This window comes from Mesorhizobium sp. P2_A8 (assembly GCF_056404935.1).
The window spans coordinates 12,665-35,940 of the sequence record NZ_JBFUDB010000008.1 but is presented as its reverse complement, the minus strand read 5'-3'; the positions used below and the strand labels follow the sequence as shown (position 1 = coordinate 35,940).

At 57.6% G+C, this 23,276-nt stretch carries 18 protein-coding genes; 5 read left to right on the top strand and 13 right to left on the bottom strand.

Going from position 1 to position 23,276, the window contains the following annotated elements; translation table 11 throughout:
- Nucleotides 1-105: 105 nt before the first annotated feature.
- Nucleotides 106-1,248, top strand: a complete 1,143-nt coding sequence (locus tag AC1D10_RS23005; RefSeq protein ID WP_477275899.1) for a DegT/DnrJ/EryC1/StrS family aminotransferase — start codon at nucleotides 106-108, stop codon at nucleotides 1,246-1,248.
- Nucleotides 1,249-1,263: 15 nt separating this feature from the next.
- Here the strand turns inward: AC1D10_RS23005 and cysQ are convergent, their stop codons facing one another.
- From cysQ to AC1D10_RS22985, 4 genes are all read right to left on the bottom strand, one after another.
- Entirely contained in the window at nucleotides 1,264-2,076 is an 813-nt protein-coding gene (gene cysQ / locus AC1D10_RS23000) for a 3'(2'),5'-bisphosphate nucleotidase CysQ (protein ID WP_477276618.1), read from the bottom strand.
- A gap of 10 nt (nucleotides 2,077-2,086) precedes the next feature.
- A complete protein-coding gene (gene cysN, locus AC1D10_RS22995; RefSeq protein ID WP_477275897.1) occupies nucleotides 2,087-4,024 on the bottom strand; it encodes a sulfate adenylyltransferase subunit CysN in 1,938 nt (645 codons plus the stop codon).
- Nucleotides 4,025-4,026: 2 nt separating this feature from the next.
- Entirely contained in the window at nucleotides 4,027-4,932 is a 906-nt protein-coding gene (cysD, locus tag AC1D10_RS22990) for a sulfate adenylyltransferase subunit CysD (protein ID WP_477275895.1), read from the bottom strand.
- 112 nt (nucleotides 4,933-5,044) lie between these two features.
- The gene (locus AC1D10_RS22985; protein WP_477276640.1) at nucleotides 5,045-5,458 is read right to left on the bottom strand and encodes a hypothetical protein; all 414 of its coding nucleotides are present in this window, start codon (nucleotides 5,456-5,458) and stop codon (nucleotides 5,045-5,047) included.
- On the opposite strand from AC1D10_RS22985, the gene AC1D10_RS22980 reads away from it, so the two are divergent.
- Together AC1D10_RS22980 and AC1D10_RS22975 are read left to right on the top strand one after the other, a co-directional pair.
- Nucleotides 5,406-6,704: an O-antigen ligase family protein gene (locus AC1D10_RS22980; protein ID WP_477275893.1), complete on the top strand. Its 1,299-nt coding sequence runs from the start codon at nucleotides 5,406-5,408 to the stop codon at nucleotides 6,702-6,704. The two genes, AC1D10_RS22985 and AC1D10_RS22980, sit on opposite strands and share 53 nt — an antisense overlap.
- On the top strand, nucleotides 6,701-7,648 hold the full coding sequence (locus AC1D10_RS22975) for an NAD-dependent epimerase/dehydratase family protein (protein ID WP_477275891.1): 948 nt from the start codon (nucleotides 6,701-6,703) through the stop codon (nucleotides 7,646-7,648). Before AC1D10_RS22980 ends, AC1D10_RS22975 begins: the two co-directional genes overlap by 4 nt.
- 49 nt (nucleotides 7,649-7,697) lie before the next feature.
- Here the strand turns inward: AC1D10_RS22975 and AC1D10_RS22970 are convergent, their stop codons facing one another.
- From AC1D10_RS22970 to AC1D10_RS22960, 3 genes are all read right to left on the bottom strand, one after another.
- Entirely contained in the window at nucleotides 7,698-8,237 is a 540-nt protein-coding gene (locus AC1D10_RS22970) for a sugar transferase (RefSeq protein WP_379105877.1), read from the bottom strand.
- Nucleotides 8,238-8,358: 121 nt separating this feature from the next.
- Entirely contained in the window at nucleotides 8,359-9,291 is a 933-nt protein-coding gene (locus AC1D10_RS22965) for a glycosyltransferase family 2 protein (RefSeq protein WP_477275889.1), read from the bottom strand.
- A gap of 78 nt (nucleotides 9,292-9,369) precedes the next feature.
- Nucleotides 9,370-11,358: a UDP-N-acetylglucosamine 4,6-dehydratase gene (locus AC1D10_RS22960; RefSeq protein ID WP_477275887.1), complete on the bottom strand. Its 1,989-nt coding sequence runs from the start codon at nucleotides 11,356-11,358 to the stop codon at nucleotides 9,370-9,372.
- A gap of 262 nt (nucleotides 11,359-11,620) precedes the next feature.
- Here AC1D10_RS22960 and AC1D10_RS22955 point away from each other — a divergent pair, with 262 nt between their 5' ends.
- Together AC1D10_RS22955 and AC1D10_RS22950 are read left to right on the top strand one after the other, a co-directional pair.
- A complete protein-coding gene (locus AC1D10_RS22955) occupies nucleotides 11,621-12,496 on the top strand; it encodes an ABC transporter permease (protein ID WP_477275885.1) in 876 nt (291 codons plus the stop codon).
- Nucleotides 12,497-12,630: 134 nt separating this feature from the next.
- Complete coding sequence (locus AC1D10_RS22950) at nucleotides 12,631-13,203, top strand: ABC transporter ATP-binding protein (RefSeq protein ID WP_379105869.1); 573 nt, start codon at nucleotides 12,631-12,633, stop codon at nucleotides 13,201-13,203.
- 222 nt (nucleotides 13,204-13,425) lie between these two features.
- Here AC1D10_RS22950 and AC1D10_RS22945 read toward each other — a convergent pair whose 3' ends face one another.
- From AC1D10_RS22945 to AC1D10_RS22920, 6 genes are all read right to left on the bottom strand, one after another.
- A complete protein-coding gene (locus tag AC1D10_RS22945) occupies nucleotides 13,426-15,267 on the bottom strand; it encodes a rhamnan synthesis F family protein (RefSeq protein WP_477275883.1) in 1,842 nt (613 codons plus the stop codon).
- 405 nt (nucleotides 15,268-15,672) lie between these two features.
- Nucleotides 15,673-16,812 (bottom strand): acyltransferase family protein, encoded by a 1,140-nt coding sequence (locus AC1D10_RS22940; RefSeq protein ID WP_477275881.1) that lies wholly within the window; start codon nucleotides 16,810-16,812, stop codon nucleotides 15,673-15,675.
- Between the two features lie 197 nt (nucleotides 16,813-17,009).
- A complete protein-coding gene (locus AC1D10_RS22935) occupies nucleotides 17,010-17,768 on the bottom strand; it encodes a class I SAM-dependent methyltransferase (protein WP_477275879.1) in 759 nt (252 codons plus the stop codon).
- 143 nt (nucleotides 17,769-17,911) lie between these two features.
- Complete coding sequence (locus AC1D10_RS22930) at nucleotides 17,912-19,858, bottom strand: rhamnan synthesis F family protein (protein WP_477275877.1); 1,947 nt, start codon at nucleotides 19,856-19,858, stop codon at nucleotides 17,912-17,914.
- Nucleotides 19,859-19,899: 41 nt separating this feature from the next.
- Nucleotides 19,900-21,885, bottom strand: coding sequence for a rhamnan synthesis F family protein (locus AC1D10_RS22925; RefSeq protein ID WP_477275875.1), 1,986 nt, complete (start codon nucleotides 21,883-21,885; stop codon nucleotides 19,900-19,902).
- Nucleotides 21,886-21,937: 52 nt separating this feature from the next.
- The gene (locus AC1D10_RS22920; protein WP_477275873.1) at nucleotides 21,938-22,981 is read right to left on the bottom strand and encodes an NAD-dependent epimerase/dehydratase family protein; all 1,044 of its coding nucleotides are present in this window, start codon (nucleotides 22,979-22,981) and stop codon (nucleotides 21,938-21,940) included.
- Nucleotides 22,982-23,276 lie beyond the last annotated feature (295 nt).

Below are 23,276 nucleotides of genomic sequence, written 5' to 3'. Positions count from 1 at the left end.
ACTGCGACACCTAGGCAATTCGCGGTTTTGCTGCCGCAGCTTTCTCGGCCGGCGCAACTCTGATACCAGCGGCCGGTTATCTGGCTAACCCGTTTTGAGGCCGACATGCAGTTCATCGATCTTGGCGCGCAGCGCGAACGAATCCGCGACCGGCTGAAGGCCGCGATCGACCGTGTCGTCGAAGAAGGCCGCTATATCCTCGGCCCGCAAGTCACCGAATTCGAGAACAAGCTCGCCGCCTATGTCGGGACCAAGCATGTCGTGGCCTGCGCCAACGGCACCGATGCGCTGCTGTTGCCGTTGTTTGCCGCCGGTGTCGGCCCGGGTGACGCCGTGTTCGTGCCAAGCTTCACTTTTGCCGCCACCGCCGAAGTGGTGGCGTTGGCCAAGGCAGAGCCGGTGTTCGTCGATGTCGACCCGCACACCTACAACATCGACATTGCCAGCCTCGAGGCGGCCATCGCGATGATCAAGAAGGAAGGAAGGCTGAAGCCGAAGGCAATCATTCCGGTCGATCTGTTCGGCCTCGCCGCCGATTACGATGCCATCATGGCGATCGCCAACCGCGAAGGGCTGATGGTGATCGAGGATGCCGCCCAGTCGATGGGCGGCTCAACCGACGGCAAGATGTGCGGCTCGTTCGGCGCGGTCGGCTCGACCAGCTTCTACCCGGCAAAGCCGCTTGGCTGCTATGGCGACGGCGGCGCGATGTTCACCAATGACGATGCGCTGGCCGAGCAGCTCAGATCGTTCGCGTTCCACGGCAAGGGCGAGACACAGTACGACAATGTCCGCGTCGGCATCAATTCAAGGCTCGACACGATACAGGCCGCGATCCTGATCGAGAAGCTGGCCATCCTCGAAGACGAAATGGTTGCCCGCCAGGTGGTGGCCAACCGCTACGCCGAAGGGCTTGGCGATATCGTCACCGCCGCCCGCAATCTGGACGGCAGCCGGTCTGCCTGGGCGCAGTATGCGATCGAGACACCCAAGCGTGATGGGCTGAGGGCGCATCTCGGCGAAAAGGGCATTCCGTCGGTCATCTACTATGTCAAGCCGCTGCATGCCCAGGTCGCTTATCGCGACTATCCGCGCACGCCGACCGGCCTTGCCGTGTCGGAGGACCTGCCGAAGCGGATCCTCTGCCTGCCGATGCATCCCTATCTCAGCGAAGCCGACCAGGACCGGATCATCGAGACGATCCGCAACTATATCGGCTCGAATTCGGCGATGGCCGCAGCCGAGTAAAGCTGTCGAGCCGCCTCAGTTGGGGCTGACCTCGCCTGTCCTGCCGCTGGCGCCAACCTTGCCGCTGGCAATGAAATGCGGATTGGCGAAATCCTCGTCATCGCTCTGCTTGCGCTTGCCGTAGACCAGGGGCCGGCCGTCCAACGTGCGCGTCATGCCGCCGGCCGCGCGCAGCACGGCATCGCCCGCCGCCGTGTCCCATTCCATGGTGCGTCCGAAGCGCGGATAGACATCCGCTTCGGCGCTGGCAAGAAGACAGAATTTCAAGGACGAACCGACCGAGACGATTTCGGCCGCACCGAGATCGCGAATATAGGCTTCGGTTTCCGGCGTGTTGTGGGAGCGGCTGGCGACAACGGCCAATGGCTGCACAGCCGTTCTCACCGAGATCGGCCGGCGGTTTGCGATCTGGTAGTCGCCGTCGACCTCGATGGCTTCCGCCCTGCCCGGCCGCCCCGAAAAAAACCGGCCACTGCATGGGGCGAAGACGACACCGACTTCCGGCACGCCATGACGGACAAGCGCGATGTTGACGGTGAAGTCGGTGCGACGGTTGACGAATTCCTTGGTGCCGTCGAGCGGATCAATGAGAAAGAAGGCCCCATGCAGGTCCGGTGGCACGATGCCGGCGGATGCTTCCTCCTCGGCCACGCAGGGAATGTCGGGAAATGCGGCGCGCAGTCCGGCGAGAATGATCTTCTCGCTCTCGCGGTCCGCCTCGGTCACCGGCGACGCGTCGGACTTGCGGTCGACCGCACAGCCGGCGTGGAAGACACGCATCACCTCGCGTCCGGCCGCCAGGGCCAGCCGCTCGAAGATTTCGAGCATCAACCTGTCGTCAGATGCCGCCGCCGTTGTCGTATTGGTCTTCGGCAATGTCTCGCTCGTTCAGCCAGTGTTCCAGGGCGTCTACCATCTCTTCGGCCGATTTGCCGAGCGTCTTCAGATGGATTTCCGGTTCTTCCGGCGCTTCGTAGGGCGAATCCACGCCAGTGAAATTCTTGATCTCGCCATTCAGCGCGCGGGCATAGAGGCCCTTCGGATCGCGCCTGGCGCATTCCTCGAAAGGCGTGTCGACAAACACCTCGATGAATTCGCCGTCGGCCATCAATTCGCGTGCCATGCGCCGCTCGGCGCTGAACGGCGAGATGAACGAAACGATGACGATCAGCCCGGCATCGGCCATCAAACGCGCCACTTCGGCGACACGCCGGATGTTCTCGACGCGATCGGCGTCGGTGAAACCAAGATCGCGGTTGAGGCCGTGACGAACGTTGTCGCCGTCCAGGATATAGGTATGGCGGCCGGTGGCGAACAGCTTCTTTTCGAACAGGTTGGCGATGGTCGACTTGCCGGAGCCCGACAATCCTGTGAACCAGAACACGGCGGGCCGCTGGTTCTTCATGTCGGCACGGACGCGCTTGCCGACATCGAGCGATTGCCAGTGGATGTTTTCGGCCCGGCGCAGCGAGTGGAGGATCATGCCGGCGCCGACCGTGGCGTTGCTGATGCGGTCGATCAGGATGAAGGCGCCAGTGGTGCGGTTCTCGGCGAAGGGATCGAAGGCGATCGGTGTCCGCGTCGAGATGTTGCAGATGCCGACTTCGTTCATTTCAAGCGACTTGGCCGCCTCATGGGCAAAGTCGTTGACGTTGATCCGGTATTTCAGGTCGGTGATGGTGGCGCTGGTCTGGTCGGTCTCGGTGCGCAGGATGTAGGAGCGGCCGGGCAGCAGCGCATGCTCGTCGAACCAGACGATGTTGGCGGCGAACTGGTCGGCAACCTGCGGCCGTGCGGCAGGCGAAACCAGCATGTTGCCGCGTGAGATCTCGACCTCGTCGTCAAGGACGAGAGTGACGGCCTGACCGGCCGCGGCCTGGCTGAGGTCGCCGCCATACGAGACGATCCGCTTGACGCGCGAGGATTTGCCGGACTTGGCGACAACCACTTCGTCGCCGGGCGCGACCGAGCCCGACGCGATCGTGCCGGCAAAGCCGCGAAAGTCGAGATTGGGACGATTGACATACTGGACCGGAAACCGGAACGGCAGTTCGACCACCGCTTCGTCGACCGACACGGCTTCGAGATGCTCGATCAGCGTCGGGCCCGAATACCATTCCATGCTTTCCGAGCGGCGGGAGACGTTGTCGCCGTAGCGGGCGGACATCGGGATCGGCACGATGGTCTGGAAACCGAGATCGCGCGAGAATTGCAGGTAGGCCTCGGTGATTTGTTCGAAGATCGCCTGGTCGAACCCGACGAGATCGATCTTGTTGACGGCCAGCACGATGTGCCGGATGCCGAGCAGCGAGGCAATGATCGAATGGCGCCTTGTCTGGCGCAGCACCCCTTGCCGGGCGTCGATCAGCACGATCGCCAAATCGGCGGTCGAGGCGCCGGTCGCCATGTTGCGGGTGTATTGTTCATGGCCGGGCGTGTCGGCAACGATGAACTTGCGCTTCGGCGTGGCGAAGAAGCGATAGGCGACGTCGATGGTGATGCCTTGCTCGCGCTCCGCCTCGAGGCCATCGACCAGAAGCGCGAAATCGATGTCGTCGCCGGTCGTGCCATGCTTGCGCGAATCGCGTTCGAGCGCGGCGAGCTGGTCCTCGAAAATCTGCTTGGTGTCCGAAAGCAGGCGCCCGATCAGCGTCGACTTGCCATCGTCGACGGAGCCGCAAGTCAGAAAGCGCAGCAGCGACTTCTTCTCCTGCGCCGCCAGATAGTCGCGGACGCCGTCGGTGGGTGCGAGGCTCTTTGCCATGATGTGGCGCATGGTCAGAAATACCCCTCGCGCTTCTTCTTTTCCATCGAGCCGGCTTCATCGCGGTCGATCAGGCGACCCTGCCGTTCGGAGGTGCGTGCGGTCAGCATTTCGCCAACGATGGCTTCCAGCGTGTCGGCATCCGATTCGATGGCGCCGGTCAGCGGATAGCAGCCGAGCGTGCGGAACCGCACAAGCCGGTTTTCCACCGTCTCGCCGGGCCGCAGTTTCATGCGCTCGTCATCGCGCAGGATCAGCATGCCGTCGCGCTCGACCACCGGCCGCTGCTTGGCGAAATAGAGCGGCACGATCGGGATGTTTTCCTGCAGAATATACTGCCAGATGTCGAGCTCGGTCCAATTCGACAGCGGAAAGACGCGGATCGATTCGCCCGATGCGATGCGGGTGTTGAATATCTTCCACATCTCGGGTCGCTGGTTCTTCGGGTCCCACACATGCTGAGCGTTGCGGAAGGAGAATATGCGCTCCTTGGCGCGGGATTTCTCCTCGTCGCGGCGGGCGCCGCCAAAGGCCGCGTCGAAACCGTATTTGTCGAGCGCCTGGCGCAGCGCCACGGTCTTCATCACATGGGTGTGTGTGTTTGAACCGTGATCGAACGGATTGATGTTATCGCGCACGCCATCTTCGTTGACATGAACCAGCAGATCGAAGCCCAGTTTCTGCGCCATCTGATCGCGAAAGGCGATCATCTCGCGGAATTTCCACGTCGTGTCGACGTGAAGGAAGGGAAACGGCGGCTTTGCGGGATAAAACGCCTTCATCGCCAGATGCATCAGCACGGACGAATCCTTGCCAACGGAGTAGAGCATGACCGGTTTGGCGAAGGAGGCCGCAACCTCGCGGAAGATGTGGATGGACTCGGCTTCAAGCCGCTGCAGATGCGTAAGCGCTATGGTCATGGACTGTGAGCGTTCTTTCGTGCCTTCCGACAGAAGACCTTGCCTCAAATCATCGAGCTTTTTGCGCCCGGTTCAAGCCTTGCTTCTGGACAATCTCTTTCGTGCCGGCGTTCTAGCAGATCGCGGTTGTCGAGAACAATGCAAGACTGCCCGGCGGCGCGCGGTTCGGGAATGAATTTTCCATACGCGTCACAAAACCCGGAAATTCCTGCTCACAGGGCGAGCCGACAAGAAAAGCCGGGAAAAATATTGCCTGGCTGAACGCGCAAGTTGCCACCCGCAGGCGCCCGTCGGGTGGCCGTCGATTTCTGATGGCAGCCCCGCCTTGCCGCACTATCGAAAAAGGGGCCCAGCCGCTATACCGGCCGTTGAAGACGAGCGCGACGCATGATGGAACACGTGCAAATTCGAAGCGGTCATATCCGTTTCCGCTAATGACACCTATCGCTCCCAGAGAATTGCGACCTAGAGCATTGAACCGGCTTTCATCCATAAGACAGCAGCTCACGCCCACGCGCGTGAACATCTGCTTCTCCATCCTGTGCTTCTTTTTTCCACCGGTTCTAGGATCGGTGGTCAGTTTTGTTTTCAATGGCGGAGCCCTCGCGTCCGTCGTGCTGATTGCCTCCGGGAAAAGGCGCTTCAACGCCGACCGGCCCATGATCTGGCTGACGGTCGCGATTTACGCCTACTGCGCGGCCAATCTCGTGGCTTCCATCGTCAACAACTCGTTCGTCAGAGATGCGCCACACCTTATCCCGCTCGTCACCTTCCTGTTTTTCCCTGTCTCCTATTCGACCTGGAGCATCACGCACAAAACCACGCTTGCCCGCATTGTCGTGCTCAGCAGCATGGTCGCCTGTTTTGTCGCGCTGCTCATGGCCGTCATCCAGCAGTATTGGGTTGGGGTCAGGGCCGAGGGCGGGGCCGGAAATCCGATCGTCTTCGCAACCGTCCTCTGCCTTGCCGTGGTGGTCTGTGTGGCCGGCGCCTTGTCAGGCATAGAGCGAGCCCGAAGCCCCCTCTTCTACGCCGCGCTGGCCGGGACGATCGCCATAATCTATTCCGGTTCGCGTATTGTCTGGCTGGCCCTGCTGATTGCCGGCATCGCGGTTCTGCTGATCAACCGACACAGGCTCAGAGGCAGGAATGCCGTTCGCCTGCTGCATCTGCTTGTGGCAGTCGGCATCGTGATCGCCGCTTTCGGCTTCCAGGCGATCTCCGGGCGCGTCGACTTTCTGCATTCCGATTGGGATGAGATGGGAACCCACGGCAACTACGACACGTCGTTGGGTATACGCGTTGCGCTTTGGGACATCGGCCTCAAGGCATTCCATGACATGCCAGTGTTCGGACATGGTGTGGGTGCGAGTCAGCTTTTGATCAAGCAGGGCTTTCATGATCAGTTCGCAATGGACACAGGCTTCAACCATTTCCACAACGGCTTCCTGACCGCCTTGGTGCAAGCAGGAATTCTGGGTGCCGCGACGCTGGCGGCGATCTTTGTCGCTGCCGCTGGAAACGCCGCGCGGGTGTTGCGAAACAGCGGCGATCCGGTCGAACGGTTCGGCGCCACCATGATTGTCATCGTCGTGATCACCTATCTCACGGCGGGGATGACGGGCATCCTTGTCGGCCATGACATTCTGGACTCGGTGCTGATGGTCTTCCTGGTGTGCGGAACATATCTTGCCTCCGGACGTCAGGCGCCGTTGCCTGAAGAGCAAGCACTTCCACCAACCACCCGAGAGCTGTTGCGAGCAAGGCAATGAAAGTCCTGGTGACAGGCGCGACGGGTTTCATCGGACGTCTTGTCGCGCACCACCTTCGCGAGGCCGGTGCCGAGCTTCGCCTCGCCTCCCGTCACCCGGAGAGGCTTGGTGCGGGAAACGAGGCTGTGCCGATGCCCGGTTTCGATGCGCCGGCCGCAGCCTTCCTGGAACTGACCAGGGACGTGAACCACGTCGTCCATTGTGCCGGCTTGAACAATGACCAGGGCAATGCCACCGAAGCCGATTATCGGGCGGCCAATGTGGAATTGAGCGCGCGGCTGGCGCATGCCGCGGCCGTACAGGCGAGCGGACGTTTCATCCACCTCTCCTCGATCCGGGCCGTGATCGGCGCTCGCGTCAGCGCAACGATCGACGAGAACACGCTTCCTGCCCCGCAATGCGTCTACGGGCGCTCGAAGCGCGAAGGCGAGATCAAGGTTCTGGAAGCCTATGCATCGCACGGCCGTTCCGATGCCGCCGTGTTGCGCCTGCCTCCGGTCTATGGAAGCGGCATGAAGGGAAACCTGGGGACACTGATGCGCCTGGCTGATACGGCGCTACCGCTGCCCACGGGCGCCTTGACGGGAATCCGCTCGCTGATGTCCTCCGAGGCTGCGGCACGAGCGGTGTCGCACCTGCTGATCCATTCGGGGACGCTTCGCCCGATCTATGTTGGCGCCGATGTGCCGCCGGTCGCGGTCACCGCCATCATCGCCGCCTTTCGCAGCGGTTTCGGACGACCGAAGCGTCTGATCGCGATACCCGCCGGCCTGATACGACCGGCCGCGGCCGTTCTGGGCAGCCGGGCGTTTTGGGACAGCATGACCGCGACGCAGATATGCGACCCTGCCTTGCTGATGTCGCAGGGGTGGGGCCCTGAAACCGGCACGCTGGAGCGGCTCGCGGAGCTAGCCCGGGTCAGCAAAGCTCGACTTCTTGCTTGACCACGATCTTTTCCAAAAGCCGGCTTCGACTTTTGCGATCATGGTCTACTCAGCTTCGATAGAGCGTCCCAAACAGGATCCGAAGGTCGAGCCAGAACGATGCCGTCCTGAGATAGGCGGCGTCCGTTTCGGCCAGAAGCTCGGGGTTCGACATGTCGATGCCCCTGATCTGGGCCAGGCCGGTAATGCCCGGAAGTGCCGCCAAAACACCCAGCCGCCTGCGACACTCGATCAGTTCCGTTTGAGTGGGCAAACAGGGACGCGGGCCGACCAGGCTCATCTCGCGCTTCAAAACGTTCCAGAACTGCGGCAGCTCATCGAGCTTGAACTTCCGCAAGACCTTACCAACCGACGTCACGGAATTCGCGGGCGCCTCGTGCGTCGGCAATGACGGCGTTCCGACGTACATCGTCCGCAACTTGTGACAGCGAAAAGGCAGGCCGTCGCGGCCGACCCGCGTCTGCGAAAAAATGACCGGACCGGGCGACGATGCCCGAACGGCAAGGGCGGCGAGCACCAGAACAGGCGATGTGACCACCAGCAGCAGAGCCGCACCGGCAAGATCGACGATTTGCTTGGTTGCCTTCATGAACGGCCGATCGTGCTCCCTGCCAAAGCCCCGAGGCAACGCCGCAGACGAAGCCCGTCAATCCGGTCGACGTAGCATGAGGTCATCGCCTGGCCAAGCACACCGTGCAGCCGTTCGATGCTCAGATGCGACCCAGGATGAACGCAAGATAGAGCCCCAGCGTGCCGGTAAGAGTCTGCCGATAGACACCAGTTTTGCGCAAGCTGCGCAAACGCTGGAAAAGACTGCCCTGCCGCCCGTTTGTGAACAGGTTGACGCACGCCGCGGCATCCCCGGTCAGCAGGTCGCGATTGACGGCAAGTCCGTCAAGATTGCGATCCGTCCAGCCTGCAAACTCGCCCTTGAACAGACGACCAAGCCGGGAAAACCTTGCCCTCCACGACACGTTGGCGCCAACCAGGTTTGCCGCATGCTGCCGGTAGCGAACCAGCGGCCGCGGATCGTAGCGGACGATGCCGCCAGCGGCGGTCACGATGAGATAGGCCCACCAGTCGTGGCTGACGAACCCGGTCCGCGCGGAGGCCCTGGCCAACAGGTCGCGTGCCGCGGCGTTGAGCAGGATGGTGTTGCCGCCGGCGATGCTTTGCACAAGCGCGTTGCGAAAGGATGGCGGCCGGCGAAACAGCGGCGAATGGCCGACCAAACTTCCCGTTTCTGTCATGGTCGCGGTCCGCGAGCAAAACATCAGCGGGGTTTTTGGGTCATAGGCCTGCATCCAGCTGATGGCGCTCTCCAGCCTGTCGGGCTCCCAGATATCGTCCTGGTCGCAGAAGGCATAGCAGTCCGCATCGATGCGCCGGTCGAGGATCATCGATCGGAAATTGGCGGCGAACCCTTGCCGCGGCCCCTCCATCAGGGTCACTCGACCCTTGGGCCAGCGGGATTTCCATGTCTCGATGATGGCGATGGTGCCATCGAGAGAGCCGTCGTCGGAGATCCACAGGTCGACCAGGGGGTGCGACTGCGCAAGCAGGGATTGCAGCTGCTCATCGATGAAGGCGGCGCCGTCTTTCGTGCCCATCAGGACTGCGATGCGCAGATCTTCTTTGCTCACGAGCTTCCAACATCCTGCAAGTGCCCAGGAATGGCCGGGCTTGTCCGATCCACGATCAAGATCGCTTTCCGAATTGAGTTAGGTCGCCTGCCCGGCCGTTTTCGGGATCACGTCCTGATGAATGGTCCCCCTGGCCTTCTTGGCGCGGTCAAGGCCTGCCAGCACGGCGAGTGCAGCAGCCTTGTCCTGATTCTTCACCGACTGCTGCAGCGTCGTGAGCGCGGCCTGGACATCCGACCATTCCACGACATCCGTGCTCAGGCCAAAGATCTTCGAAATGCCAAGTTCGACGAGTTCCTCATCTTCGCCGTGCAGCGTTTCGTGGAGCTTTTCGCCCGGCCTTATACCGGTGAACCGGATTGGAATGTCCGTGTATGGGCTCTTTCCGGCCAGACGGATCATCGTCTCGGCCACTTCAAGGATCGGCACCGGCTTGCCCATGTCGAGCATGTAGACGGCATAATCTTCGCCGCTGTGCCGCGACGCGGCATCGGCCGCCGACATGATGACGAGATCGACGGCCTCGGCCACGGTCATGAAATAGCGTGTCATGCGCTTGTCCGTGATGGTGACAGGTCCACCGGCCTCGATCTGCGCCTGGAATATGGTCGCCACCGAACCGTTGCTGCCAAAGACATTGCCGAACCGGACGGCTACGAACTTGGTGACCGATCGACGCGCACCCGGCTCGATCGAGGGCGTCCCATGCAAGGCGCTGACGATCTGTTCGGCAGCCCGTTTTGTCACGCCAAGCACCGATGAGGGATCCACCGCCTTGTCGCTCGATATCAGGACAAACTGCGCAACCCCGCACTTGGCGGCGACCTCGGCACAGACAAGCGTGCCGAAGACATTGGTCTGGATGGCCGAATCCCAGTTTTCCTCGAGCAGCGGAACATGCTTGAGCGCCGCGGCGTGAAAAACGATGTCCGGTCTGAATTCCGTGACGACACGCGTTATCTGGCGCCGGTCCGCGACATCGACGATGCGGACCTTGAGACGGTCGTGGTGCTTCTCGTCAATGTACTGGCTCAACTGGAAGATGCCGAACTCGGAGTTGTCGGCGACGAGCACCGCCTCCGCCCCCAACTCCAACGATCGTTTGACCAAGATTCGGCCGATCGACCCGGCACCGCCTGTTACCAGAACACGCTTGCCGCCAACAAAAGCACCGATACGCTCGACATCGGACGGCACTGTCGGACGGCGCAGGATCGTTTCCATCTCGACGGCGTCGAGAACCAGCTTCCCGTGCTGTTCCAGTTCCGAGAGACCGGAGAACTGCACGACGGCTATGTCGCCGTGCCGGGCGACGCGGACGAGCTCCGAATATTCCTCGATCTCCCGCTCGGCGCCGCTGCCGAAAATCAGCAAGTCCAGGCTCTTGGTGCCGCTCGCATAGTCTTCCAGGACGTCGATCAGACGCGGCTGGGTCGCAACCACGGCAACGCCTTGAATCCGTGTGCCCGATGGCACGCCGCGCTCGGTCGCCATGATCCCGGCGATGGAATAGTCCGCAGGCTCCGCCGTGCGCGTGAAGCGAATGATCAGGTCGGCTTCTCCGAGCCGGCCAACGAACAACGCTTGCTTGGCCCGCGCCTTGTCGGTCTTGCTGCTCAGGATGCCCCAGCTCGCACCGTCACGCAGGAAGCGGTAGAACAGCCGTGGCGCCGATATGACGGTGAAGGAGACCAGGAAGAAGACGATGAACTGACGCTCATTGAGCCCTTGCACTGGCTGGAAAGAGCGAACCAGCATCGAAGCGGCATACAGAGCGAGCGTCAAAATTGCGCAGCTCTTCAGGATATTGAAAAAGTCGGGCGTCGAGGCGAAGCGCCAGACGGTCGTATAGAGACCACAATACCTGAACAGAAAATGGCCGATGACAACAATGCCCGCCCAGGTTGCCAAACCCTGGTTGGAGAGCGGATCGAACGAAAGATTCGACCGCGAAAGCACAAGGCTGAGCGCCACGGCGACCAGGACCATGACTACGTCCTGGACCATGATGAAGGCGCGCCGCATCCCCGGCCTGAGTCCAAGTACAGCTTCGAGGTAAGAATTCATTGGACGGCACTAGACTCCAGGCTCACCCGACATGGATATCACCAAAAGTGCGAACACGAAGACCATTCGTGGCCGATCACCTTTCTCAAAGTGCCATCCCCGGCCCCCGCCGGTGCTGTATCGCATACTGCGGGCCCGAAGTCATAGCCAGATGTTTTTTTCAAAAGTGCGAGAGGTCTTCGGATCTGACCTGACGCCCTATTCGCGACATTAAAACGCAGTGCGTTGCCATAAGCACGTCGCAATGGCTATTAAGAGGTCAGTGGCGGTTCATCATGGGCCTGAAGATTCGAACGGGGCTGGAAGAGATGAAGCGCCGGAACAACAGATTGCGACACTCCCAACAATGATTTCGGCATTAACCGGCGCGCTTGACGACATCTCGAAGGCCATGAGGTTGCACCGGGTCTGGATCGCGCTCGCCCACGAAGACATCGGCGACCAGCACAGACGTACGACCCTGGGACCGCTTTGGATGCTGGTCAACTATTTCGCTTTCGTCGGCACATTTGTCTTTGTTTTCGTGACCAAAGACGCAGGCGACCCGAGCTACATAGCCTATGTAGCCATCGGCATGCTGGTGTGGTTCTATCTCAGTGAAACCATCACCATGAGCGTGTCCCTCTTCCAGCGCGAAGCGAGCTTCATTCAAGGCACGACGCTGCCGTTGTTCGTATATGTGATGCGATTGACGATGCAATGCATCATCCGGGCTGGTTATTCGATGGCGGGCTGCGTTCTTATCCTGCTGCTGGCCGGTTACGGGATCAACACAAACTGGCTGCTGTCGTTGCTGGGCCTGTTGCTTATCATCTTGGCAACTCCCGCACTCGTCACGCTCTTTGCGTTCCTGGGCGCTTTCTTTCCCGATAGTGAGTTCATCGTCGGGAACATGATGCGTGTGGGCATGTTCTTCACGCCGGTCTTCTGGGTCTATGGCGGGCAAGAAGGCGTTCAAAAATACGCCTACCACTGGAACCCGTTCACCTATTTCCTGGAGGGCGTGCGCGAGCCGATCACGGCGGGCATATTTCCGACGCACGCCTTGATGGTGACGGGTTACGTCTGCCTCGGCGTCTGGGCCCTTGCGTTGCTGCTGCTGGGCCGTTATCGCAAGCGCATCGTTTTCCTGATCTGAGTTCCATGACCTCTATCAAACTGAACAATGTCAGCCTCGTGTATCGGCTGTTTGAAAAGTTGACGCTTTCGGCGCCTGGCCGACGTCGGAGCGCTCTCGGCGGCAACATAGCAAAGTCGGGCACCAGGCAGGTCGTGCAGGCGCTCGATGATGTCAGCTTCGAACTCAAGGCCGGCGACCGGTTGGGGCTTGTCGGCCCGAATGGCGCCGGCAAAACCACCCTGCTCAAGGTTCTCTATGGAATCTATCAGCCATCGGGCGGCACCATATCGATTGCGGGCAAGGTCGATGCCCTGTTCAACATCAGCATAGGGTTTCGTCCCGAGGCAACGGGGCGCAGAAACATCGTGCTGAGGGGGTTGATCAGCGGTTGGACCGCGGCCGAGATCGAAGAGAAGATGGAAGAAATAATCGATTTCAGCGAATTGGGCGATTTCATCGACCTGCCGTTCAAGGCGTACAGCCAGGGCATGGCGGCACGTCTGGCATTTGCAGCGGCGACCACGCTCGAGCCTGAAATTCTGCTGATGGATGAATGGATTGGCGCCGGCGACGCGTCGTTCCAGGAAAAGGCCAAACGGCGGATGGACGAACTGGCGGAAAAGGCCGGCATCATCGTGCTGGCCAGTCACGATCACACGCTGATCGAGCGCGTTTGCACGAAGAGACTGACACTTCAAGCCGGACGGGTGGAGTCGCTGACTTAAATTCGCCTGGCGATTGTTTGCCTCGTATCCGCGGCTTTGAAGTCGTTCCTCCGAACAGGTGGCAAATGTCACCGAGTGCCTGCCAGAGTGCGTCGAAGATCTGGCTGCCTTCTGCACGGGTGCCGAAACCTTAGACGCATGGCTGCCCGAGTGAATTCGCTTTGAACGCCATCCATTCAGGCCAAGTGGCGCCTTGCCCGAGCGAAATGCCCAGGCTTGAGCTCAGTTTGTTGCGCCGCGACCAAGCGTGGTTATCCATCGCAGACCGCGAAAAAGCGGCCTGAGGGCCCTGAACGCTGTTGGCGATCTAAACAAGATTGCTCTCTTGATCGAGAAGACGAGGCCACGAAAGGATCTTGCCACTCCCAGGTTGCCGAATTCCGCCGGCGATCCATTCGCTAACAATGCTTGCAATTTGGCCTCCAACATCACGTAGTTGTGAGCTGCGTGACCCGCGGTCACTACGTGTCGGAAGGTATATCCCGCGTCGATTGCGACATAGGCGATGAGCCGCTCTATGGCGTGGACCAAACTCCCATCCCGATAATCCATGTTGGCAAAATCGTCCCAGCTCCATCTATGTACGAAAAGCTTCCTTAGTGCTGCAGGACGAAACCAGTACATTCCACCATAAGGCGCAACGGGCGAATTGTCGTCCAGGTGCACGATCAGGCCCAGCTGTTTGGCCAGCTTTGCAACGTTGCCTTTGTTGCCAAACCATGAGTTTCCCATGGTCGCATAGCCAATATGGATCATCGGCGGTATGACGAGGCCAAGCGCTGGATTCTTAGCAAAAAGCTCAAGCAGATTTTCAACATATCCAGGGGTATGAAGTAGGTTCTCAAAGGTGTGAAGTTTGAACAACTCCCCCTTTGTACCGTCTTGGGCAGATCGCTTGGAATGGATCCGGCAGATCAGGTCGTAGCGGTCCTCAAGCACGTAGTCCCGACACCCGATGAGGAGAGCGGAGGTATCCCTGCCGTCATTCTCGACAACCAGAACGACGGCATTTCCGACGTTCGGTGCCTTCGCGATTGCTTGCTGGATCAACGCCTGCTTGTCGGCATTGTCGGTCGTGACGATCAGGTCGTAGCCCTTCGGCACGTTTTCGGCGTAGCCTAGAATCTCATCGATCATGTCGACGTGATACACATGCGCGAGAACCGCTATCCGATAGTCGTCCCAATTCCTTTGCGCACCAATACGTGTATCCGGCAGGACGGAGAGCAACGCGGCATTGCCATTTAGCGTACGAGGCGGGCCCAGGCGGCCAACGCTCTTCCATACCAGCGACAAATCATAATCCGATTGCTTCTCTACTATCTCCAAGGCACGCGGCAGGTTGATGGCCTCGCGCTCGAGAAACAGCGTGTCTTGAAAAAACAGCCGCTTCTTCAGGATCGGGCTCCGATCCTGCAGCGTTTTGTCCGGCTCCATCAGAACTGGATATGCCGTCTTATATCGTTCGGGATCGAGCAACACCGAACATGTGTAGCCCAAGGCTTGGAAATGCCCTGTGAACACCGTCTCGTGCTTCGCGATTGAATCCATATAGGAGTTGATGGGCGCCATCTGGGTCCAATAGTCACGAAACGCCTTCGACTGATGCAAGGACCGCCGCACGGCGATGAAATGGGAGTTGAGATGGAAGGGCAGTTCCGCTTTTCTGACGTCGATCGGATTGGGCCGTATCGCGCCATGAGCGGAGATCCCCCAAAAGTCACATTGGCGTTGGTCCATCTCGGAGAACATTTCCGAGAAGGGGAAAATCGGCCCGTAAAAAGTGTGGTTGAAGAGCAAAATCTCGTCGAAGTGTGAAAGTTCGTCCCAGCCGATATGTTCGAGCGCAGTCCGATAGGCCCATACATCGAACCCTTTGTTTTCCCTGATCAGGAAGCTGTCGGCAGCTTCGGAAAGGCGAGACTGGGCCTCTTCGTCCACCGGACCGTTGCAGACCACCAGCAGTTTCTCGACAAAAGGCCTGATCGACGCAATCAGGTGAAAGTAATAATCATCCATCTTGCCGTATTGGTCGTAGTAAAATGCAATTGCCAGACGTCTCATCGACCTATCTCTCTCGGGTGCAAACGGCACCTAAAAATCAAACTGGAAGCGGTTCTCGATACATCAATATCCGGAATGCTGGAGGACGCTCCGATATGGGATCGATGGTGGCGCTGACCACATGCTGCCAAGCAAACGTCATCGAGGGATGATGTTTCCGGGTCGCTTCATAGAGGTCCGTGACAGCGTCGAAAAAACAGGCATTCCAAGGCCGCTGGTTAGAATGGGCGCCATCCCGCAGGGTGTCAGGCGCACGCATTAAACCATTCGGCGCCGATAAAAAAGGCCGCAGAAATGCAATCTCTTCGGCGCTCACGTGTAGCCTGTTGAATGAACCCTTGCCTTGGCCATGCCCCAGATCTCCAGAGCGAGCACCCCAAGGAAGCCTTAGGACGGAACAATCCGCTACCCCCCTGAAGACTCCGCGAGGACCGCCTCCCCCCTTGGAATCGGGTCGACCTTCTTGCGGCCGGCAACCCGAGACGAAAAACCCTTGCCCCACTTGTTGATTGGATCCTCAACAAAGTAATTCAGCAGGAAGGCGGCCGGGATCACCAAGGCCAAAGTCATCATCAGACTGAGCATGAAGGCAATCGTCTGATCCGCGACCAACCCCTGGATCGACCTCATGGTCGGAATGAGCACGACGATAAAGAGGCTGTGAAGAAGATAGACCGAGTAACTGATTCTCCCCAGCCATGCCGAAACAGGATTGACGATCAGAGCGACCGGGAAAAGGCCCAGCCCGATGACCAACGCGCCAAACATCACCCCTTCCCAATAATATTTATCAAAAATAGCGACCTTATTTGCGGTGATTGCAAAAAACATCACAGGCACAAACGCCAGAAGAGCCAATCCTATCCGCTTCCTTTCCGGACGCTTCTCCAATATCGGCAAAAAGTAAAATGCGATAAGGCCGAACGTAAAAATTGGCGCACGATAAAGAATTGAATATATATAGTAATTAAACGGATCAGCAACAAACAAGTTTACATCCATGAAGAAAATAGTCGCTATGCTTATAGAAACAAAAAACACAAAAACCGAAAGAATTACACCTTTAGCGAATCGATACAACAAGGGGAATATCATGTAAAATACCATTTCCACTCCAACCGTCCAGCCCGCTGGAACGATGGAAGTCTGGTAGCCTGGAACCAAGTTAAACAGAAATGTCATATTCAACAGGATCGATTTTCCATCGATCTTTACGCCGCTGAAGTTGTGAATGCACATGACCACGATAATCAGGTAAAATAGGGGAGCAATCCTGAAAAACCGACGCAGCGCGAACCCCAGCATCGGGCGAACTTCGCGATCATGAACCGGCATACTCAGGCACAGTGAAAACGCACTCACCACGAAAAACAGATCCACTCCCATGGTGCCGTTTACGACGAACAGATCGAGAAACGGTGCAACTTGAAGACGCGGAGATGGTAGCATCGCTACGTGCACAACGACGACCCAAATGGCCGCCAGCCCACGCAAGGCGTCCAAGAAGGGCACCCGGTTCGGGGCTGCGTTGTAGCTGCCTGCCAATTGATAACCTCATCGAAACTCTAGCAGCACCCCTACTTGGAACACCATGGCTGCGCAACCTGTCGGCTTTGCGTGGGCATCATTTCGGCAACGGCTACGTTAAGTCCGGCGCCACCATCGACACTGCGGGATCTATGATTGCCAGCAGGCAGCATACCATTGGCAGCAGTTGATTTCTGTTCCGGCGGTTTTTCCAGTCAGCTTTCGGCCCCCAGCCGTCGCTTCAAAATTGCGCAGAATTCAAAAGTGTTGTGCGGCGTGGCATAGATTTGCTCCACGTCCAACCCGATGAGGCCGAGATTGGATAGTACCTCTATTCCCGTGCGGAAACTTTGGGGCGTAAACTGCCAAGCGTGCACATCGATGTAGGCCCCGCCGGAATTGTCGTACCCGCCCATGGCCGAAGAAACAGTCGTCAGGTCATGCCGAAATTTTGGCACCCCGTGATCTCCGATCCAATGGCGAGCCGCGTCATTGTGCGTCGTTAGAGCTATGTGTTCGATGACGCTCTTTGCGCTGTGAACCCTGTTGCCCCGAGCATTGATGAAATCTGCAATTGAGCTCTCTGGAATGAAATGATCGAAGCAATAGCGCTTGTCCGGGATAATCAGGAGGTATCTGCCCGTCGGCACGAGAATCCTCGCCACCTGGTTCAGATGGTAGATCAAATCCGGTTGATGCTCGACGCAGTGACTGCTCAGGCAAAAATCAAACGTCTCGCCCACGATACTCAAGTCGCCATTGCTGGAGACATAGTGAATATCGACAGGGCTAGAGTAAGCATAGCCGATCGCATCTGCCCTCTTGATCAGTCCCTGTTTGTCCATGACGTCGAAATATTTTACATTTGGGCCACGCAGGGTCGGATTCGTGAAAGGCCCCAGCTCGAGGGTCGATTCGCGACCAACAAGGGAAGCGAGATCGTTTCGGTTGAACTCTGGCGGAGCGGCGTCCATGTTGAATTCCTCGGTTGGTTCGGCTTCATGTGGTACGCTTGGGATTTGACGTAGCGGCCGCGCTTGAGGCTGAAATTCCACTGATGGATGAGTGGATTGGCGCCTGAGACGGGTGATACCAGGAAAAGCGCAGCTCTTTTCCGCTATCCGCCGTTGCGCCGGGAATTTGGTTTCAAGACCGCCCTCATGCCGCGATAGATCGGCCTTAGAATTTTGAACAGCATTGGCGCCCTGAACTTCAGAGAGGTTTTGATGGCAAAATTGAGTTCAGCCAGAGAGTGTTTCACTGACGTCAGCGTCACGGGCATCTGCATCGCTGACATATGCATCGCTGAGGCTCCCAACGGATAACCGGCGTTCTTCCACTCAGACAACATTTGATAGTGCAACGGAAAGTCGTTTAGCGGCAACGCGCCGACAAGTTTTTGCATCTTGAACTCGAGCATGGCGTAGTTGTGCGCCGCCTGATGCGCGCACACAATGTGGTGCGTTGTGTAACCCGCATCCTGGGCTGCATACGCGGTCAGCCGCTCGAGCGCATGAGCCAGACCGCCATCGAGATGATCCGGTTCGGCATTGAAGTCTTCCCATTTCCACTTGTGTTCGAACAATTTGCGCAAGGCGCGTGGCCGGAACCAGAACATGGTGCCATAGGCGGCCACCGGAGTGTCTGGATCGAACTTGACGTCGATCTTCAACAGGCGCGCGGTTTCCTCGACCTTGGGCCTGTTGGCGAACCAGACATGCCCCATGGTCGGGTAAGAGATATGAATTATCGGCGGAATGACGAGACCGATCGAAGGGTTGTCGTGGAACATGTCCAAGACGTTTTGAGCGTAGCCACGGCTATTCAACAAATTGTCGAGCAAATGCCGTTTGAACAGGTTGCTGTTCGACGCCTGCACCTGGGGCGACTTTTTCGTATGCAAGCGGCAGACATAATCATAACGATCGCCGACCAGCAGGTCGCGCAGGGAGATGAAAAGCGAGGACATGTCGCGGCCGCGGTTCTGTTCGACGACGCGGACGATGGCCTTGTTTATGCCAGGGCGTTTTGCCAGGGCGGCTTCGATCTCGGCCTTTTTCTTCGGCGTATCCGTGGTGGCAATGAAATCATAGGGAACCGGAATGTTCCCGGTCCGATCCAGTATCTCGTCGAGCATTTCGGTGTAGTAAATATGCGCGCAAACGGCCACCTTGCCGTAGTCGGCGGGAGCATCGTCGTCTTTGATCCGTTGGTCTGGCAGAACGCTCAACAGCGCCGCGTTGGTGTTGAGGTTCCTTAATTCCGAAATGCGTAGAACGTTGCGCCAAATCAGATTCATGTCGTAGTCGGATGTCTCCTTGAGCACTCGCAAAGCGCGTGGCAAATCGACAGGGTTATGCTCGAGGAAAGCTGGATCATGAAAGAATAAACGCCGCTTTAGCAGTGGAAATCGGTTGATGATTGCTTCATCCACGTTGATAAACGCCGGATAGTGCGAGCCATATTTCTCCGGATCGAGATACGCTTCCGCCGAATAGCCAAGATCTGTAAAATGCCTCGTGAACTGTGATTCATGAAGCAGAACCGCATCCACGTACGTTTTTATTTCCGGCAAGTTCGTCCAGTATTTCTTGAATGCATCCGATTTCAGCATGCCTTTTCGGATGGCGATGAAGTAGGTTTGGAGATGCCAGGGCAGATGGCCCGTTCCGGTAAATGGATTTGGCGTCATTTCCTTATGAGCGGCGCTGCCCCAGAAGTCACAATCCCGGCTTTCCATTTCCAAAAACATTTCCGAGAATGGAAAAAGGGGGCCGTAACAGGTGTCATTCAGCAAAATTAGTTCGTCGTATTTGGAAAGAGCATCATAGCCGATGGCGTCAATTCCAGCCTTGTATCCCCAAACGTCGAATCCCTCATTCTCGCGCACCAGAAGCTGATCGCAGCTGGCTTTCACCGCTATTTCGGAATGTTTGGACAAGTCCCCGTTGGAAACGACAATGACCTTGTCGACAACCTCTCGCAGTTTCTCGAGCAGAAAGATGACATAGTCATCTGCAATTCCGCGTTCGTTGTAGAGAGAAAACACTGCAATACGGCGCAAATTGATACTCCTGCCGATTTATACCATAAATATCACTAATTCTATTGTCGCGTCTTGCGCTGTTCATCACGCCGCGAACCAGGCTTCAAAACTGCCCTCGTGCCGCGATAGAATGGCCTGAGTATTTTGAAGATAAAGGGCACTCTGAATTTCAGAGAGCTCTTGATGGCCAGATTGAGTTTGGCCAAAGAGTGCTTCACCGACGTCAGGGCCACTGTCTCCGTGATTGGCGTCGCCGTCACAGCCCCAGCCGCCGACGGATGGTTGCCCATGGGGTAGCCGGCTTTTTTCCACTCAGACAGTATATGGGACTGCCACGGGAAGTCGCCCGGCATCGCGCTTGCAAGCTTTTGCAGCTTGAATTCCAACATGGCGTAGGTGTGCGCGAGCTGATGCGAGCACACAATGTGCTGTGTGGTGTACCCGGCATCCTGGGCCGCATAGGCCATCAGCCGCTCAAGCGCATGAGCCAGATCGCCGTCGTCAAAGTATGGCTCGGGATCGAAGTCTTCCCATTTCCACTTGTGTTTGAAAATTTTGCGCAAGGCGCGTGGCCGGAACCAGAACATGCCGCCATAGGCAGCCACCGGAGTGGTGTCATCGAACTTGACGTCGATGTTCAACAGGCTCGCGGTTTCTTCAACCCTGGGCTTGTTGCGAAACCATGAGTGCCCCATGGTTGGAAACGAGATATGAATCATCGGCGGAATGGCGAACCCGATCGAAGGGTTGTCGTGGAACATGTCCAAGACGTTTTGAACGTAGCCACGGCTGTTCAGCAAATTCTCGAACATGTGACGCTTGAACAGATTGCCCTTGGATGCCTGCACCTGAGGGGTTTTTTTGCTGTGCACGCGGCAGACAAGGTCATAACGATCGTCGACCAGCAGATCGCGCGTGGCGATGAAAAACGCCGACATGTCGCGCCCGCGGTTCTGCTCGACGACGCGGACGATGGCTTTCTCTATGCCGGAGCGCTTCGCCAGTGCGGCTTCAATCTCAGCCTTCTTTTCCGGCGTATCGGTGGTGGCAATGAAATCATAGGGAACTGGAATGTTCCCGGTCAGATCCAGCATCTCGTCGATCATGTCGGCGTAGTAGATATGCGCGGAAACAGCCAGCTTGCCGTAGTCGGCAGGGGCATCGGCGTTTTTGATCCGCTTGTCCGGCAAGACACTCATCAGTGCGGCGTTGCTGTTGAGATTTCTCAGTTCCGAAACGCGTAGAACATTTCGCCAAATCAGATTAAGGTCATATTCGGATGTTTCTTTAAGCACCCGCAAAGTGCGTGGCAAATCGATCGCATTATGCTCCAGGAAAGTTGGGTCATTAAAAAACGCACGTCGCTTTAGCAGTGGAAATCTATTGATTATTGCTTCATCAACGTTGATGAACGCGGGATAGTGCGAGCCATATTTCTCCGGATCGACATACGCTTCCGCCGAATAGCCAAGATCTGTAAAATGCCTCGTGAATTGCGATTCATGAAGCAGAACGGCATCCACGTACGTTCTTATCTCCGGTAAATTCTTCCAGTATCTCTTGAACGCTTCCGATTTCAGCATCTCTTTCCGGATGGCGATGAAGAACGTCTGAAGATGCCAGGGCAAATGACCCGTTCCGGTAAATGGATTTGGCGTCATTTCCTTGTGGGCAGAGCTGCCCCAGAAATCACAATCCCGGCTTTCCATTTCCGAAAACATTTCCGAAAAGGGGAAAAGAGGTCCGTAGCAAGTGTCGTTCAGCAGGATGAGTTCGTCATACTTGGAAAGTTCATCGAAGCCGATGGCTTCCATTCCGGCTTTGTATCCGCCGATATCAAATCCCTCGTTCTCACGGATCAGAAGCTGGTCACATACCTTTTCCACCGCGACGACAGAATATTTTGAAAGATTCCCATTGGAAACAACAACAACTCTCTCGACCAATTCTCGCAGCTTTGTGAGTAGAAATATGACATAGTCGTCTGCGACGCCACGTTCATTATACAGAGAAAACACAGCAACCCGGCGCAATACAGAGCTCATTTCTCGTTCCCTCAAGAAATCCAGATTGCCAAACCAATTCTAGGCCCAAATTTTAGCCGAGTTGTGAATCTATCCATTCGGAAAGCTGGCCGATCCCCTCGTCCACACTTTTCAAAGGTCGCCAATCCAGTTCGCGGACCGTCCTGCCAATGTTGGCGACAGCGCAGCGCACGTCGCCGTTGCGGAACATGCCGTTGACGCGCGGTTCCGGCGCCCCATACCGCTTTGCGATGATCCTCGCCAGGTCGAGAACCGTGGTCTTGGAACCGGTACCGACATCATAGGCGAGCGACTGTGACAGATCCGTGGCTGTGGCTTTGTCGAGGGCCGATGCCACATCATCGATGAAAACGAAGTCCCGTCCAATATCACCGTCCTCATAGATCGGAATGCTCTTGCCTTCCTTGGCCATCCTGATGAACAACGACACAATTCCCGTGTAGCTATTCGTCAAAGACTGGCCAGGACCATATACGTTCTGAAGGCGAAGCACGTTGACGATCGTTCCGAACGACAGGGCCCAGGCTCGCAATATCTGTTCCTGGGTTAGTTTCGTTGCTCCATAGATACTGGTTGGATTCGGGATGGTTTTTTCCGCGTCCATGGGGAGAGATTCAAGCCCGGGAAAATCCCACTCCGCGCGCTCAAGCTGCTGCTTCGATCTCTGACCCGGATACGTTACCGCGCCTGCCGTCTTGGACCGCCACGCCCCTTCTCCATAGACGGCGCGGCTCGAAGCCAGAACAAAGCGCTCGGGGACGTGCGATACTGCAGCGAAAGCATCCAGCATGCGGGTTGTGCCAAGGACATTCACAATCGCGTGGCGAGAAGCCTCTGTGAGCGACTGCCCCGTGCCCGTTTCAGCCGCCAGATGCACCACAATTTCCGGTCGGGCGGTTTCCAATGCCTGCACCCAGGTAGACGCCTCGGTCACATCGGCAACCATGAGTTCAACGCGAGGGTCAAGTTCGGCGGGACGTTTCCGTTCAGCATGAATCTGCGGATGCAAACTGTCGATGACAATTACACGGTCGAAACGGTTGGCCAAAGTGGTCGACAGCGCACATCCAATGAATCCGGCTCCACCGGTCACCATACATATTCTGGACATTCAAACAGCATTCCAAGTTTCATTGGCCCGGCTGTGCGTTACCAGCGTCGATCTCGTTTGAATAGGCACAACATGGCAATTCCAGTCGAATCGGGCTTGTGCGGCAAGTTCGGCATCCGTGCCAGCCTGCGGAAAGGTGTACCAAGCGTCCGCTCAACGCCGCGGCAGCGCCGACACCAAGTTGCGGCGGGCCTCTGTTGATCAGGCCGCCTTCGCGGGCAGGCTGAAAATTCGAATTTGAAGTTTTGAAGATTGGACAGGCGAAGTTTGTTCAGGCTAA